Source organism: Rhabdochromatium marinum, assembly GCF_016583795.1.
GTDB classification, from domain to species: Bacteria; Pseudomonadota; Gammaproteobacteria; order Chromatiales; family Chromatiaceae; genus Rhabdochromatium; species Rhabdochromatium marinum.
In genome coordinates this window covers 16,685-30,747 of the sequence record NZ_NRRS01000019.1, presented here as the reverse complement: position 1 = coordinate 30,747, position 14,063 = coordinate 16,685, and the positions used below count along the sequence as shown (strand labels likewise).

Annotated in this window: 13 protein-coding genes; 11 read left to right on the top strand and 2 right to left on the bottom strand. The window is 62.3% G+C overall.

The annotated features are described in order from the left end of the window. Positions 1-34: 34 nt before the first annotated feature. The gene (locus CKO36_RS08010; RefSeq protein ID WP_242469463.1) at positions 35-1,918 is read left to right on the top strand and encodes an RNB domain-containing ribonuclease; all 1,884 of its coding nucleotides are present in this window, start codon (positions 35-37) and stop codon (positions 1,916-1,918) included. Here CKO36_RS08010 and CKO36_RS08005 read toward each other — a convergent pair. Continuing rightward, positions 1,874-2,581 carry a hypothetical protein gene (locus CKO36_RS08005; RefSeq protein ID WP_200283099.1) on the bottom strand — a complete coding sequence of 236 codons (708 nt, stop codon included), beginning with the start codon at positions 2,579-2,581 and terminating at the stop codon, positions 1,874-1,876. The genes CKO36_RS08010 and CKO36_RS08005 overlap by 45 nt on opposite strands. Before the next feature lie 14 nt (positions 2,582-2,595). Beyond that, a complete protein-coding gene (locus tag CKO36_RS08000) occupies positions 2,596-2,982 on the bottom strand; it encodes an Mth938-like domain-containing protein (RefSeq protein ID WP_200283097.1) in 387 nt (128 codons plus the stop codon). A 194-nt stretch (positions 2,983-3,176) separates the two neighbouring features. On the opposite strand from CKO36_RS08000, the gene CKO36_RS07995 reads away from it, so the two are divergent. The 10 genes from CKO36_RS07995 to leuB all read left to right on the top strand — a co-directional run bounded on the left by CKO36_RS07995 (position 3,177) and on the right by leuB (position 14,015). Beyond that, positions 3,177-4,586 (top strand): TolC family outer membrane protein, encoded by a 1,410-nt coding sequence (locus CKO36_RS07995; protein WP_242469462.1) that lies wholly within the window; start codon positions 3,177-3,179, stop codon positions 4,584-4,586. 48 nt (positions 4,587-4,634) lie between these two features. Next, positions 4,635-5,738, top strand: coding sequence for a chorismate synthase (gene aroC / locus CKO36_RS07990; protein ID WP_200283095.1), 1,104 nt, complete (start codon positions 4,635-4,637; stop codon positions 5,736-5,738). Between the two features lie 73 nt (positions 5,739-5,811). Next, the gene (locus CKO36_RS07985) at positions 5,812-6,951 is read left to right on the top strand and encodes an MFS transporter (protein ID WP_200283087.1); all 1,140 of its coding nucleotides are present in this window, start codon (positions 5,812-5,814) and stop codon (positions 6,949-6,951) included. Positions 6,952-6,974: 23 nt separating this feature from the next. Beyond that, positions 6,975-7,778, top strand: coding sequence for a hypothetical protein (locus CKO36_RS07980; protein ID WP_200283085.1), 804 nt, complete (start codon positions 6,975-6,977; stop codon positions 7,776-7,778). 60 nt (positions 7,779-7,838) lie between these two features. After that, a complete protein-coding gene (locus CKO36_RS07975; protein WP_200283084.1) occupies positions 7,839-9,320 on the top strand; it encodes a glycogen synthase in 1,482 nt (493 codons plus the stop codon). A gap of 38 nt (positions 9,321-9,358) precedes the next feature. Beyond that, positions 9,359-10,660: a hypothetical protein gene (locus CKO36_RS07970; RefSeq protein WP_200283082.1), complete on the top strand. Its 1,302-nt coding sequence runs from the start codon at positions 9,359-9,361 to the stop codon at positions 10,658-10,660. Between the two features lie 12 nt (positions 10,661-10,672). Next, entirely contained in the window at positions 10,673-12,088 is a 1,416-nt protein-coding gene (leuC, locus tag CKO36_RS07965) for a 3-isopropylmalate dehydratase large subunit (RefSeq protein WP_200283079.1), read from the top strand. A gap of 9 nt (positions 12,089-12,097) precedes the next feature. Then, positions 12,098-12,736: a 3-isopropylmalate dehydratase small subunit gene (gene leuD / locus CKO36_RS07960; RefSeq protein ID WP_200283145.1), complete on the top strand. Its 639-nt coding sequence runs from the start codon at positions 12,098-12,100 to the stop codon at positions 12,734-12,736. Between the two features lie 35 nt (positions 12,737-12,771). Next, the gene (locus CKO36_RS07955; protein ID WP_200283076.1) at positions 12,772-12,924 is read left to right on the top strand and encodes a hypothetical protein; all 153 of its coding nucleotides are present in this window, start codon (positions 12,772-12,774) and stop codon (positions 12,922-12,924) included. Positions 12,925-12,929: 5 nt separating this feature from the next. Further along, a complete protein-coding gene (gene leuB / locus CKO36_RS07950; RefSeq protein ID WP_200283073.1) occupies positions 12,930-14,015 on the top strand; it encodes a 3-isopropylmalate dehydrogenase in 1,086 nt (361 codons plus the stop codon). The last annotated feature ends 48 nt before the right edge of the window (positions 14,016-14,063 follow it).

Below are 14,063 nucleotides of genomic sequence, written 5' to 3'. Positions count from 1 at the left end.
CGGAGAGCGAATGGTCGAATGATTACTTTTGAGTATGAAAATCGAAGCAGATAGCAACATCTTGTCCATTTATCAAGGCAGTCCACGAGTCGATGCGCTCGTGCTTTACAAAACCCGACCGGCACGGGTGCGTGCGCTCGATGACAAAATCGAACTTGAGCTGGAGGGCGGGCAGAGCAAACGCGTGCGCCCCAAGGATGTGCGGCTGCTGCATCCTGGCCCCGTGCGGCGGCTGGAGGAGCTGAAGTCCGGTCTGGAGCTGGATCCGCACAGCGACAGCGGGCCGGTGAGCGAAGCCTGGGAATTGCTTGATGGCGAGACCACCACGCTGGCCGATCTGGCCGAGCTGATCTGTGGCGAGGCTTCGCCGGCGGCGGTCTGGGCGACCTGGCAGGTGGTTCAGGAAGGGCCGTTGTTTGAAGGCGAGCCGGAAGCGATCCGCCCGCGCTCGGCGGAGGCGATTGCCCAGGAGCGCGCGCAGCGCGAGGCCAAGGCGCGTGCCGAGCAGGACTGGGCGGCTTTTGTGGCGCGGGTTGAAAATCGAACCCTGCAACCCGAAGATGGCGAGCGCTTGCAGGAGGTTGAGCGCTTGGCCTATCAGCACAGTGAACAGTCGCGCATTCTCAAGTGCTTCGAGGTGCCGGAGCAGCCGGCCAAGGCCCATGAGTTCCTGCTGCGTATCGGGCATTGGCCGCCGACCTATAATCCGCATCCGCATCGTTTCGGCGTCGCGCTCACCGCGCCTGAGTTGCCCTTGCCCGAGCTGCCCGAGGAGACGCGCCTGGATTTGACCGCCTTGCCGGCCTATGCCATCGACGATGCCGGCAATCAGGATCCGGATGACGCTATCAGCCTGGATGGCGAGCGCCTGTGGGTGCATGTGGCCGATGTCGCAGCCCTGGTGGCGCCGGGCTCAGCCTTGGATTTGGAAGCCCGTGCTCGGGGAGCAACCCTGTATCTGCCCGAAGGTGCCGTGACCATGCTGCCAGCGGCGGCCACCGCCGCACTGGGCGTGGGGCTTCAGGAGGTTTCCCCAGCGCTGTCCTTTGGCTTGCGTTGTACCGAGCAGGGCGAAGTGACCGATGTTGAGATTCATCCCAGCTGGGTGCGGGTCGAGCGTCTCAGCTATGCCGAGGCTGAGCAGCGGCTTGGAGAGGAGCCGCTGGCGTCCATGCAGCGTCTGGCCGAGCGTTTTCGCGCCCGCCGTGCGGCCAATCAGGCGGCACGTATCGATCTGCCGGAAGTCTCGGTACGGCTGCGTGATGGGCAGGTGCGGATTGAGTCCATTGAACGTCTGGCTGCGCGCGAGCTGGTGGCTGATGCCATGCTCATGGCCGGCGAAGCGGCGGCGCGTTTTGCCCAGGTACAGGGGTTGGCGATTCCCTATGCCGTGCAGCCGGCACCGGATCGCATCGAGCAGCCGAGCACCCTGTCGGGCATGTATGCCTATCGGCGCTTCTTTAAGCCCACGCGCACCGCCATTGAGCCGGGCGCGCATTTCGGACTGGGATTGCCGCTCTATGCACGCGCGACCAGTCCCTTGCGTCGCTATGCTGATTTGCTGGTGCATCAACAGCTGCGCGCGCACCTGCGGGGCGAGCCGCCGCTGACGGCCGATGAGGTGAGCGTTCGCGCCAGTCAAGCCGAACAGGCCGGAGTCGCGGTGCGCAAGGCCGAGCGGCAGTCCAATCTGCATTGGAAGCTCGCTTGGCTGCGCGCCAATCCCGGCTGGCGCGGCCGTGCCGTGGTGGTGGCCCGCGAGGAACGCCGCGCAGTGGCGCTAATTCCGGAGCTGGCGCTCGAAGCCCGCTTGCGCGCCAAGCAGGAGCTGCCATTGGACGAGGAATTGGAGCTGCTGTTGTCCAGCGTGGACCTACCGGAGCTGGATGTGCGCTTTCGGGTCGCTGGCGGGGGCTGAGGCTGGCAGTCGCGTGCGGGCGGCGCGAAAGTCGGCCGGATTCAGGTACTGAATGACGACGGCACCGTCGGGGTCGCGGGCAATATCAAGACCGCGTTCCGGGTAGAGCCAGTGCTCAATGCCATGTGCTTCGCGCCTGCGCTCTGCGGGTTCGCCAAAGTTGCCAGCGATATCGCGTGCGGCGAGTCGCTTCCAAGGCAGATAGGTGAGGCTGCGTATTGGGGCATTGTCCAAGGCGGCGGCGTCTGCTGGGGCCAGGGTGACTTTGCGCGTGCCATCGCCCAGGGTGCTGATGCGCAGGCCGCGCTGATAGAGAGCATCGCGCTCGGCGGCGGGAAGCTCTAGGGTGACTACCCAGTCGGCGCGGATGTGACTCAGAACAATATCATCAAAAAAGGCTTCGACGCTGAGGTGACCGTCCGGTGCGACGAACAGGCTGACCTTGCCCGGAGCGTTCAGCCGGGTGCGCAAATCCGCCAGCCGGCTCTGACCCAGCGTCAGGCCGAAGACCTGCACCTGACCCTGAGGGGAGCGTGCGATATCCCAGGGATGCTGCGGCGGCCCCTCGGGTGTGGCGGGTGGATTTAGTGACAGCAGTAGCCACAGCCCGACGATGCCCAGGATGGCGGCGGCCAAGGTGGTCAGGATGATGCGGCGGTCCATGGGGTACAAAAGCCTCAGCTGCCTTGCAGCAGCAGAGCGGCGGCAACGCGCCGACCTTCACTGGCGAGCAGATTATAGGTGCGGCAGGCGGCGCCGGTGTGCATCCATTCGATGCCAATGCCGCGCTCGGCTCCGGCGGCAATCAGCGGAGGGGGCGGCATGCGTCCCTGGGCGCCGGTGCCGAGTAAAATAAGCTGCGGCTGGGCGTCGAGTAGGGCGGTTAGGTCATCCAGGGTCAGGGAACTGGGCGTGCTGGAAACACCGAGCGGCCAGGGCTGCACCCGAGCGTCTGGCAGCAGCATGACCGCGTGCTCGAAGCGGCGCCCATTGATGCAAAAGTGCGTGGCGTCATAGGCTTCGATTCGCAGGCTGTTAGGGTCAAGAATTTCAGAAAATTTCATAGCAATCGATTACTTGGATTCATGCCTGCACCTGGCGTTGCAGGAGCGTCTTAAATCTGTCAATGCAAGGCAGATCAGGAAAAGGTATCATTCCCAGCTTCACTTTGCCTCTGGCCTCTGCTTCACGGCAACCGTGCCGAGGGTCTGCTACGGCCCGGCTCGGGTCCGATTCTCCTTGAGGAGTTCACATTGTCATGTCACAGCCTATGAAGGCGACTCACGCAAATACACCTGTGTCGGTAGCCGCCGGCACGCGCGTTCTGTGCGCGGTGCTGCTTGGCGCGCTATGCAGTCTGCCCAGTGTACAGGCGGCGGATTTGCTTGGTATCTACGACCTTGCGGTCAACAGCGATCCGACCCTGCGCGAGTCAGAGCAGGTGCTGTATGCCACGCGCGAGAGCAAACCCCAGGCGCGCGCACTGCTGTTGCCAAATTTTTCGCTTTCGGGAGACGTCAACTACAACAACGTCAAGACCGACAGCGCCTCTGGCACCAACATGTTCAGTGCCGGCAATCGCAACGACACCTACCAAACCTCAGGGGTCGGTGCCAATCTGTCGCAGTCGGTTTACAACCGCGCGAGCTGGATGCGTCTGAGCCAGGCCGATAACACCATTGGCCAGGCTGAAGCGCAGTACAACGCGGCGCGCATTGATCTGATGGTGCGCACCGTGCAGGCCTATTTCAATGTGTTGCGTGCCAATGATGCAGTGCGCGTGCAGGAAGCACTGGTGAAGGCCGATGAGCGCCAGCTCGAACAATCCCGGCAGCGTTTCGAGGTGGGGCTGGTGGCCATCACCGATGTGAATGAAAGCCAGGCCGCCTATGACCGTTCGCGTGCCAATCTCATTAGTGCCAAAAATGATCTCGATAACCAGTGGGAGGCGTTGCGGCGCATTATCGGGCCAGTGTCGGAGCCGCTGGCACGTCTGGGTGACAAGCTGCCGCTGGCACCACCGGAGCCGAACGATATTGAGGCCTGGGCCGAAACGGCCATGAAGCGCAATTTCAATATCATCGCTGCTCAACAGGCGGTCGAGTCGGCGCGCAAAGGCATTGAGATCGAACGCTCCGGCTACTATCCAAGCGTGGATTTACAGGCGGGCTATGATCTGTCGCGCTCCGGCGCCCAGTTTGGCTCAGATACCGACAGCGGCTACGTCGGGCTCAATTTGACGGTTCCCATCTACCAGGGTGGGGCAGTGGCTTCGCGCACCCGCCAAGCCGGCTACAACTTCCGCGCCGCGCAGGATCGCTTCGATCAGCAACGCCGCGCGGTGATCAATCAGGTCAATAATGCCTTTCGCGGTATCCTCTCCAGCATCAGCGATGTCAAGGCGCGGCAGGCCGCCATTGTTTCGGCACGCAGCGCCCTGGAGTCCACCCAGGCCGGGCTGGAAGTGGGCACTCGCACCCAGGTCGATGTGTTGAATGCACAGCGCAATCTGTTCCAGGCCGAGTTTGAGTATTTGTCGGCCCGCTACGATTACATCATCAACGGCACCCTGCTGCATCAAGCCACCAGCACCCTGACCCGTAAGGTGCTGGCTATGGGCAATGCCTGGTTAAATGAGCAGGATTTGGTAGAGCCGCCGGCGTATTGATCCCGGGATCGCGTCCGGTACAGTCAGTAAACGGAGGAGGCGGGCGCGATGGCCGGCAACAGCATCGGCAAGAGTTTTGTCTTTACCAGCTTTGGCGAAAGCCATGGCGCGGCCATTGGCGGTATCGTTGACGGCTGCCCGCCCGGCATTGCGCTGAGCGAGGCTGATCTGCAAGTCGATCTTGATCGGCGCGCGCCCGGTCAGTCACGTCATACCACGCAGCGGCGCGAGCCGGACCGGGTTAAAATTCTCTCGGGGGTGTTTGAGGGGCTGACTACAGGCACGCCCATTGCCCTGCTGATTGACAATGTCGATCAGCGCTCCGGGGATTATTCCGATATCGCCGCGCGCTTTCGCCCTGGGCATGCCGATTACAGCTACACCATGAAATACGGTCGCCGCGACTATCGTGGCGGTGGTCGCTCCTCGGCGCGCGAGACCGCTGCGCGGGTGGCCGCTGGCGCGCTGGCCAAGCAGGTGCTGAAAGTTCTGTGTGGTGCGCGGGTGCGCGGCTATCTGTCGCAACTCGGGCCGCTGCGCCCGCAACGGCTTGACTGGGATCAGGTGGATGCCAATCCCTTCTTTTGCGGCGATGCGGCTCTGGTTCCGGAGCTGGAAGCCTTTATGGATGCGCTGCGCAAGGAAGGCAACTCCATCGGCGCGGAGGTGACGGTGCTGGCCGAGGGACTGCCGCCGGGGCTGGGCGAGCCGGTGTTTGACCGCTTGGATGCTGATCTGGCGCATGCCCTGATGAGCATTAATGCCGTCAAGGGGGTGGAAATTGGCGCCGGCTTTGCCAGTGTGACCCAAAAGGGCACCGAGCATCGCGATGAGATGACCCCGGCGGGTTTTCTCAGCAACAACGCCGGCGGTGTACTGGGTGGCATTTCCACCGGCCAGGAGATTGTTGCGCGCATTGCGCTCAAGCCAACGTCCAGCCTGCGGCTGCCGGGCCGCACGGTTGATACCAGCGGCGCCGCGACTGAGGTGGTGACCAAGGGGCGGCATGACCCCTGCGTGGGCATTCGCGCCACCCCTATTGCCGAGGCGATGCTGGCGCTGGTGCTGACCGATCACCTGCTGCGCCAGCGCGGGCAGAATGCGCATGTGGTGCCGCCGCTTGCGCCCTTGCCCGGGCAGGCGCCGGGCTGAGTCGAACGCTTTGCATTCCCTCGGGTATCCGGTGACCGATCCTCGGTGTGGCGGCGGGGCGCGGCCCTGACTCATGCCTTACTGGCGCCTGTCGGCCTATTATCTGTTTTACTTCGGCGCCTTGGGCGCGCTGGTGCCCTTTTGGGGCGTCTATCTGCAAGACCATGGGTTTTCCGCTGCCGCCATTGGCGCGCTCATGGCCATCCTGATGGGGACCAAGCTGGTGGCACCCCTTTTGTGCGGCTGGCTGGCGGATCATCTGAGCACCCGCATGCCACTGGTGCAGGGCGCTGCGCTGCTGACCTGGGTGACCTTTCTTGGCATCTTCTGGGCCGAGTCCCTGTGGTCGGTGGCGGTCGTCATGCTGGTGTTCAGTTTTTTCTGGAACGCCGCTCTGCCGCAGATGGAGTCGGTCACCTTTAACCACCTGGGGGCAGCGGCCAATCGGTATGCCCGGGTGCGGCTGTGGGGCTCGGTGGGCTTTGTGCTGGTGGTCGGGCTGCTGGGCTGGTGGGTTGGTGTGGCCGGAACCCAGGTGATCCCCGGCGTGGTGCTGGTGCTCTTTGTCGCTGTGGGGGTCAGCGCCTGGCTGGTGCCGGATTGTCCGCATCCGCATCATGCGCAACCGGCGCCCGTCATGCGTGCGGTGTTGATGCGCCCGGAGATTATCAGTTTTCTGCTGACCTGCTTTCTGATGCAGTTTGGTCATGGCATTTACTATGCCTTTTATTCCATTCGCCTGGAAGCGGTCGGCTACCAGAGTGCGACCATCGGGGCGCTCTGGGCGTTGGGCGTGGTGGCCGAAGTGCTGGTGTTCATGCGGATGCACTGGCTGTTGGAGCGCTTTGGCGCCCGGTGGATTCTGCTGGCCAGTCTGCTGCTGGCAGTGCTGCGCTGGAATCTGATCGGCTTGCTGGCCACCTCGCTGGGAGTGCAGGTTGTCGCGCAGTTGTTGCATGCCGCGACCTTTGGCGCCTTTCATGCCGCGTCCATTCACCTGGTGCATCATTATTTTCCGGGGGCTATTCAGGGGCGGGGTCAGGCGCTGTACAACAGCCTGAGTTTTGGCGCTGGCGGTGGGGCGGGCAGCCTGCTGGGCGGGCAGTTCTGGGAACCCCTGGGTGCGGCACCAACCTTTGCCCTGGCCGCCCTGGCCGCCGCTCTGGGGTGGCTGTGCACCTGGGTTTGGGTGGATCGGTCGCGACGGTTTTAGACGTGGCTATACGTTCTGTTAACATGAGGTATGGCGCAGCTCCGGCCACGTTGCAGTGTGACGCTGACGCGCCCTTTCCCATCGCCAGCACGCGCGATTTTCTTGCGCTCTATCCGGCGCGCGCCGATGCGCTGGAATTGCGCTGGCGGCTTACGGGACTCGGTGGGGCAGCGTCGGATCGAGTGATTGCCGCCGAGGAAACAGTCGCGCCTAGCGTGCGTTTGCGCCGCTTTGTCGGCCAAACCAGCGATGACGAAGATGGCGGCGATCTGATGCCAGTTGCCACGGTGCAGCAAGGCTGCCTGGGCTTGGTCGGCTTGCAAACCGATGCTTGGTATCAGGCTGAGATTGGGTTTGGCAACCCACAGGGCGCCTGGCTGATGCTAGCGCGTTCCAATCGCCTGGCCTTGCCCGGCTCGATGGAGCCGCATAGCTTGGCTGACCGTTCACCTGATCGGCCACGCGCGCCGGACAGCCGCGTGACAGGCGAATCAGCGGAGGTGATGCTGTCCACGACTGCTGCCAGCGCGCCGATCATCGCCAATCCGCAGGTGGCATGCGCGGACGAGGACTCCGGGTTGACTCCTGTGGCGGGCAGCGGTCCGCTGCGTTCCATCGCCGCAAGCGCCAAAACGGCCCTGTGGGGCGATCTGCGCATTCAGGGTCAGGCGCCCCCCGGCAGCGCGCTTGAACTGGGCGGGCATCCCTATCAGGTGGGGCCGGGTGGGCACTTTGCCTTTGATGTCAAGATCACAGATCCGCAACTCATCCATGCGCTGTTGCGGCTGTTGCCGACACTGCCTGTGGTGTCGCGGGAAGAAGACTGATATTCGTGGCTTTGTTTGAGCAGACGCCGAGATCTCTAGTGACCATTGTCCAGGTGTGCGATGCGTATTGCGCTGCTCGCCGCTGAATGCGCGCCAGTAGCCAAGGTTGGGGGGCTGGGCGATTTTATCCACGGACTCGGGCGCGCGCTGATCGCCGAGGGGGTGGATGTTGAGGTGCTGCTGCCGGATTATGACTGCCTGAGGGCGGATCTCATCACCGGCCGGCAGTTGGTGCGTGATGATCTGTGGTTCGACTTTGCCGGTGCGCCGCTGCGCTGTCGCGTCTCGCACGCCTGGGTCGATGGCTTGCGCTGTTGCCTGCTGGCGCCCGATTCCCCTGCCGGGTTTTTTCAGCGTGGCCGCATCTATGGCGAGCCGGACGATGCGCTGCGCTTTGCCTGCTATGTTCGCGCGGCACTGGAATATTTCCATCAAGCCGAGGCTTGGCCAGATATTCTGCATTGTAATGACTGGCAGACTGCGCTGGTTCCGGTGCTGCTGTATGAGGATTACGAGCGCCGCAGCGTGACGCGCACCCGGGTGTGTTACTCCCTGCACAATCTGGGCTATCAGGGCTGGACGGATCCGGCGGTGCTGAGCGCGCTGGGGCTGGATATCGCGCGCCTGATGACACCGGATCGCTTGCAGGATGGCGCCGCGCCGGACCGTGCCAATCTCATGCAAGGTGGCATCGTCTTTGCCAACTTCGTCACTACGGTTTCGCCCCGCTATGCCTGGGAAGTGCTGCGCACCGAACAGGGTATGGGCTTGCAGACCGTGCTGACAAACAAAGCGCAGCGCTTTGCCGGGGTGCTGAATGGCATTGATCCGGTCAGCTGGAATCCACGTAAAGACCCCTTGATCCCCCATCCCTTTGATGCCACGCAGCTGGCGGGCAAGACAGCCAACACCCAGGTCTTGCGCGCGCGCCTGGGGCTGCGCGAGGCGAACAAGCCGCTGTTGGCCATCGTCAGCCGCCTCGATCAACAAAAAGGCGTTGCACTCATGGCACAGGCCATGGTCTACACTCTAGCTCAGGGAGGGCAGTTTGTTTTGCTCGGTAGTGCGCTGGATCCACAGATTCAGGCGCGTTTTGAGCGTTTGCGCCATGACTATCAGGGCAGTCCCGATTGTCATCTGGAGCTTGGTTACGATGAGGCGCTGGCGCATCTGATCTATGCCGGTGCGGATCTGATGCTGGTGCCAAGCCTGTATGAGCCCTGTGGGCTGACCCAGATGATTGCGATGCGCTATGGCTGTGTGCCCATTGTGCGACGAGTCGGGGGGCTGGCAGATACAGTGTTCGATGCCAATTTTTGCGTTCTGCCACCGGAACAGCGCAATGGCTTTGTCTTCGACACTGCCGAGCCGGCGGCGCTTGAATTTGCGCTGGATCGGGCCTTGGGACTCTGGTTGCACTATCCCGAGCACTTTGCCGCCCTGCGTTTGAACGGCATGCGCATCGAACGCTCATGGCAACAGGCGGCGCGGCAGTATCTGACAATTTATCGTGGACTTAGTGCTGAGATTGCTAACGATTGAACGAAGCTCAGGGAAGGGTGTGGTCAGGGGGAACGTGAGTGCAAGATTATCAAATCATTTTTGCCGGGATTAAGCCTGGCGTGGATGCGAAACAGGCGCGTTGGCAACTGCTTCAGTTATTTGGGATTTCCAGGCAGGAACTTGATGAGTTGATCAGTTGCGTGCCGGTGGTGCTTCAGACCGGCTTGGCCGCCGAGGTAGCCTGGAGCTTACGCGACCGCATCCGCGACGCAGGCGGTGTGTGTCGAGCATCCCCCGTTGATTCGGCTGCTTTCAGGCTAAAGTCCCAGTTCCAGCCGACCACCAGATCCAGCCAGCCAGCTGCGCCGGCATCGGAGCCGCCTTTTGTCACCGAAGCGAGTTCCATCCCGGCAGCGAGTGAACCCGAACATGAATCTGCGCCAGTCATCGCGGAGTGTCCCAAATGTGGCTATCAGGCGCATGAAGACACAGACCCATTACTTACCGCCTATGCGGGAATGGGTGAATGTCCAGTGTGCGGGATTATTGTCGCCAAGTACAACCTGGCGGATGACCCATCGGCGCTCACATCGGTGCCGGCTAAGCGTGACGTCTGGGATGACGATGATGAGCCGCTGCGTGTGGCGCCGGCGGAACGGTCGCACCGCGCCTGGTATGCATCGCGCCGGCTTTGGCTAGGGCTTGGCGCTTGCGGCCTGCTGGGCGCGGGCGGGCTGCTGTTGCAGTTCTGGTCGCCGGGAGAGATGGGTAAGCCATCAACGATGGTGGCCACAGCATCCGATGCCTCGGGTGAGGTACCAGCACCGCTGTCGCACCAGCACCGGTTGGCGTTGCAGGCAGCCGGCATGGCGGCTGATGTGGTGCTTGAGCAGCATGCGCGCATGGGTCAATCCCTGTCCAGTAGTGACCTCTTTGTCGATCCGGACCCTTTCCTGCCGGCGTCCCTGCGCCAGGATCCCTGGCAAACGCCTTACCGCTTGTCAGTCACCGCCCGGGGCCACGCTGTTTTGGTCTCGGCTGGCCCCAATCAGCACCAGGATCTGCAACGCCCGGGTGGCGATGATGTGCTGGTGTTTGGGCATGCCAATGATGTGCTGGTGCTCAGCCTGAGTGAGCCGCTGCCGCGTTTGTTCAAAATTGGCACGAAACACCATTGTGCGCTCCTGATGCAAGTCCTGCTGAACGCCGAGGATCCGCAGATTGCCGGCAAGGCGGCGGTCTGGCTGCGTGAGCACGGTTACAGGCTCTCGCCCGCAGCCCTGGGCGCGCTTGATTTGCGCATGACAGGCGTGCGCTGGGGCGGCCGGTTTGCTATTGTCCGCCACCCGCGATTATGCTCAGGGATTATCCGTAGTTGAGGGTGGCAGAAAATGAGTCCGAGGACGCTCTACGACAAAATTTGGGATGCGCATGTGGTGCGTGTGGATGAGCACGGTACTGCGCTGTTGTATATCGACCATCAGCTGGTGCATGAGGTGACGTCACCGCAGGCTTTTGAGGGACTGCGGCTGGCCGGACGCAAGCCGCGTCGTCCGCAAGCCACGCTGGCGGTGCCGGATCACAATGTGCCGACCAGTGATCGGCATCTGGGCATTGTTGATCCGGTGTCGCGCGTGCAGGTGGAAACTCTGATTGCCAACTGTCGTGAGTTTGGCGTTCAGCTGTTCGATATGGACGATCTGCGCCAGGGGATTGTGCATGTGGTCGGTCCGGAGCAGGGCTTTACCCAGCCGGGCATGACCATTGTGTGTGGTGATAGCCATACCTCCACCCATGGCGCCTTTGGTGCACTGTCCTTTGGGGTGGGCACCTCAGAGGTCGAGCATGTGCTGGCCACCCAGTGCCTGACGCAGAAAAAGTCCAAGTCCATGCTGGTGCGGGTCGATGGAGTGCTGGGAGCCGGGGTGACGGCCAAGGACATCGTGCTGGCCATCATCGGCGAAATCGGCACCGCCGGTGGCACCGGTCATGTGATCGAATACGCTGGCGATGCTATTGAGGCGCTGAGCATGGAAGGGCGCATGACGGTGTGCAATATGGCCATTGAGGCCGGCGCGCGTGCCGGGCTGATTGGCATTGATCAGAAAACCATTGAGTATCTGCGTGGTCGCCCGCTGGCGCCGCCTGATGGAAACGGTCGGGATGATTTCGAGCGCGCCGCCAAGTATTGGCTGAGTCTGAATTCCGACCCCGGTGCCGAGTACGACCGAGTGGTGCAGCTGGATGCTGCTAGCATTCGCCCGCAGGTCACCTGGGGCACCTCACCCGAGATGGTTGCCCCCGTGGATGCAAAGGTGCCAGACCCGGCCGAGATCGCCGATCCGGTCAAGGCCGGCAGCTACCGCCATGCGCTAGCCTACATGGGGCTGGAGCCGGGGGCGACGATCAAGCAGATCGCGCTCGATAAGGTCTTCATTGGTTCCTGCACCAATGGGCGCATTGAGGATCTGCGCGCAGCGGCCGAGGTTGCCAAGGGTCAACGGGTGGCCGGTTCCATCAAGCAGGCATTGGTGGTGCCGGGCTCCGGGCTGGTCAAGGAGCAGGCCGAAGCCGAGGGACTGGATCAAATTTTCATCGCCGCCGGTTTTGAATGGCGCGACCCGGGCTGTTCCATGTGCCTGGCGATGAATGCCGACCGCCTTGAGCCCGGTGAGCGTTGTGCCTCAACCAGCAACCGCAACTTCGAAGGCCGGCAAGGGCAGGGCGGTCGCACCCATCTGGTCAGTCCGGCAATGGCGGCGGCTGCGGCCATTCACGGTCATTTTGTTGATGTACGGGAGCTTTGAGCCATGCCCATGCAACCCTTTGAGAATTTTACCAGCGTGGTGGTGCCGCTCGATCGCGCCAATGTCGATACCGATGCCATCATTCCCAAGCAGTTTCTGAAATCCATTCAGCGCACCGGCTTTGGTCCCTATCTGTTCGATGAATGGCGCTATCATGATCATGGCGAGCCGGGCATGGATTGCAGCAACCGGCCGCTCAATCCAGATTTTGTCTTGAATGATCCGCGCTACCAGGGAGCGAAGATCCTGCTGGCACGGCAGAATTTCGGCTGCGGCTCCTCGCGCGAGCATGCCCCCTGGGCGTTGGCTGATTATGGCTTTCGGGTGCTGATTGCGCCGAGCTTTGCCGATATCTTCCATCAAAATGCCACCAAAAATGGCATTCTACCGGTGGTGCTTGACGAGGCGCTGGTCGATGAACTCTTCGCGCTGGCCGGCGGCGATACGCCCCTGACCATGGCGGTCGATCTGCACAACCTCAAGCTCAGCCCTGAGGGACGCGCTTCGATCGAGATCAACATTGATCCCTTCCATCATCACTGTCTGATTCACGGCCTGGATGACATTGCCCTGACGTTGGAACATGCCGATGCCATCACGGCCTATGAGCAGCGCCGCGCCACCGAGACGCCTTGGCTGTTTGCCTGAAGACGGAGGCTGAACATGCTCGCTGCCGAAGAATCATGAACGACATGAAGGTGGCCGCTCCGGTCGGAGTGGCCTATTACTATCCGGATGTCGTGCTGAACTGCGGCTGGCCGATTTTTATAAAGATGTCCGCTTTGCTGACATGCCAGACTCAGCAACGCCTGAGTCCTGAACCGAACGGAGACTAGATCCCTTGTCCAAGACCATTCTGATTTTGCCGGGTGACGGCATTGGCCCGGAAATCATCGCTGAGGCGGTGAAAGTGATTGCATGCCTGCGTGATGACTTTGGCCTCGCGGTTGAGACGCAGGAAGCCCTGGTGGGCGGCTGTGCCTATGACGCCACCGGCTCGCCCCTGCCCGAGGACACTTTGAACCAGGCTAAGGCGGCCGATGCAGTGCTGCTCGGTGCCGTGGGTGGGCCGAAATGGGAGCCATTGCCCATTGCCGTGCGCCCGGAGAAGGGGCTGCTCGGGCTGCGCGCCGGCTTGGGGCTGTTTGCCAATCTGCGCCCAGCGCTGCTCTACCCGCAACTGGCGGCGGCTTCCACGCTCAAACCCGAGGTGGTCGCCGGGCTGGATCTGATGATCATTCGCGAGCTAACCGGCGGCATTTATTTCGGCCAGCCGCGCGGGGTGGAGACGCTGGACTCGGGCGAACGGCGCGGTTTCAACACCCTGGTGTATAGCGAATCCGAGATCGAGCGCATCTGTCGGGTGGCCTTCGATATCGCCATGCAGCGCAACAAGCGGGTCTGCTCAGTCGATAAGGCCAATGTGCTGGAGGCCACCGAGCTGTGGCGTGAGGTGGCGATCAAGGTTGGTCAGGACTATCCCGAGGTCAGCCTCAGCCACATGTACGTCGACAACGCCGCCATGCAACTGGTACGCGCGCCCAAGCAGTTCGATGTGATGGTCACCACCAATATGTTCGGTGACATTCTCTCCGACTGCGCCGCCATGCTCACCGGCTCCATCGGCATGCTGCCCTCGGCGGCGCTGAATGCCAGCGGGCAGGGCATGTATGAGCCCATTCACGGTTCGGCGCCCGACATTGCCGGTCAGGGCGTGGCCAATCCGCTCGCCACCATTTTGTCGGTGGCCATGATGCTGCGCTATTCCCTGGGCGCGCCCGAGCAGGCCGAGCGCCTCGAGCAGGCGGTCGAATCCGTGCTTGATCAGGGCCTGCGCAGTGCCGATCTGGCCTCACCGGGAACCAAGACGGTTGGCACCGCCGCCATGGGTGATGCGGTGGTGGCGGCGTTGCGCGCTTCAGGTTGATAAATCGAACGGCCCCACTGGATCGTTGACGCGCTTTCAGAGCTTGTC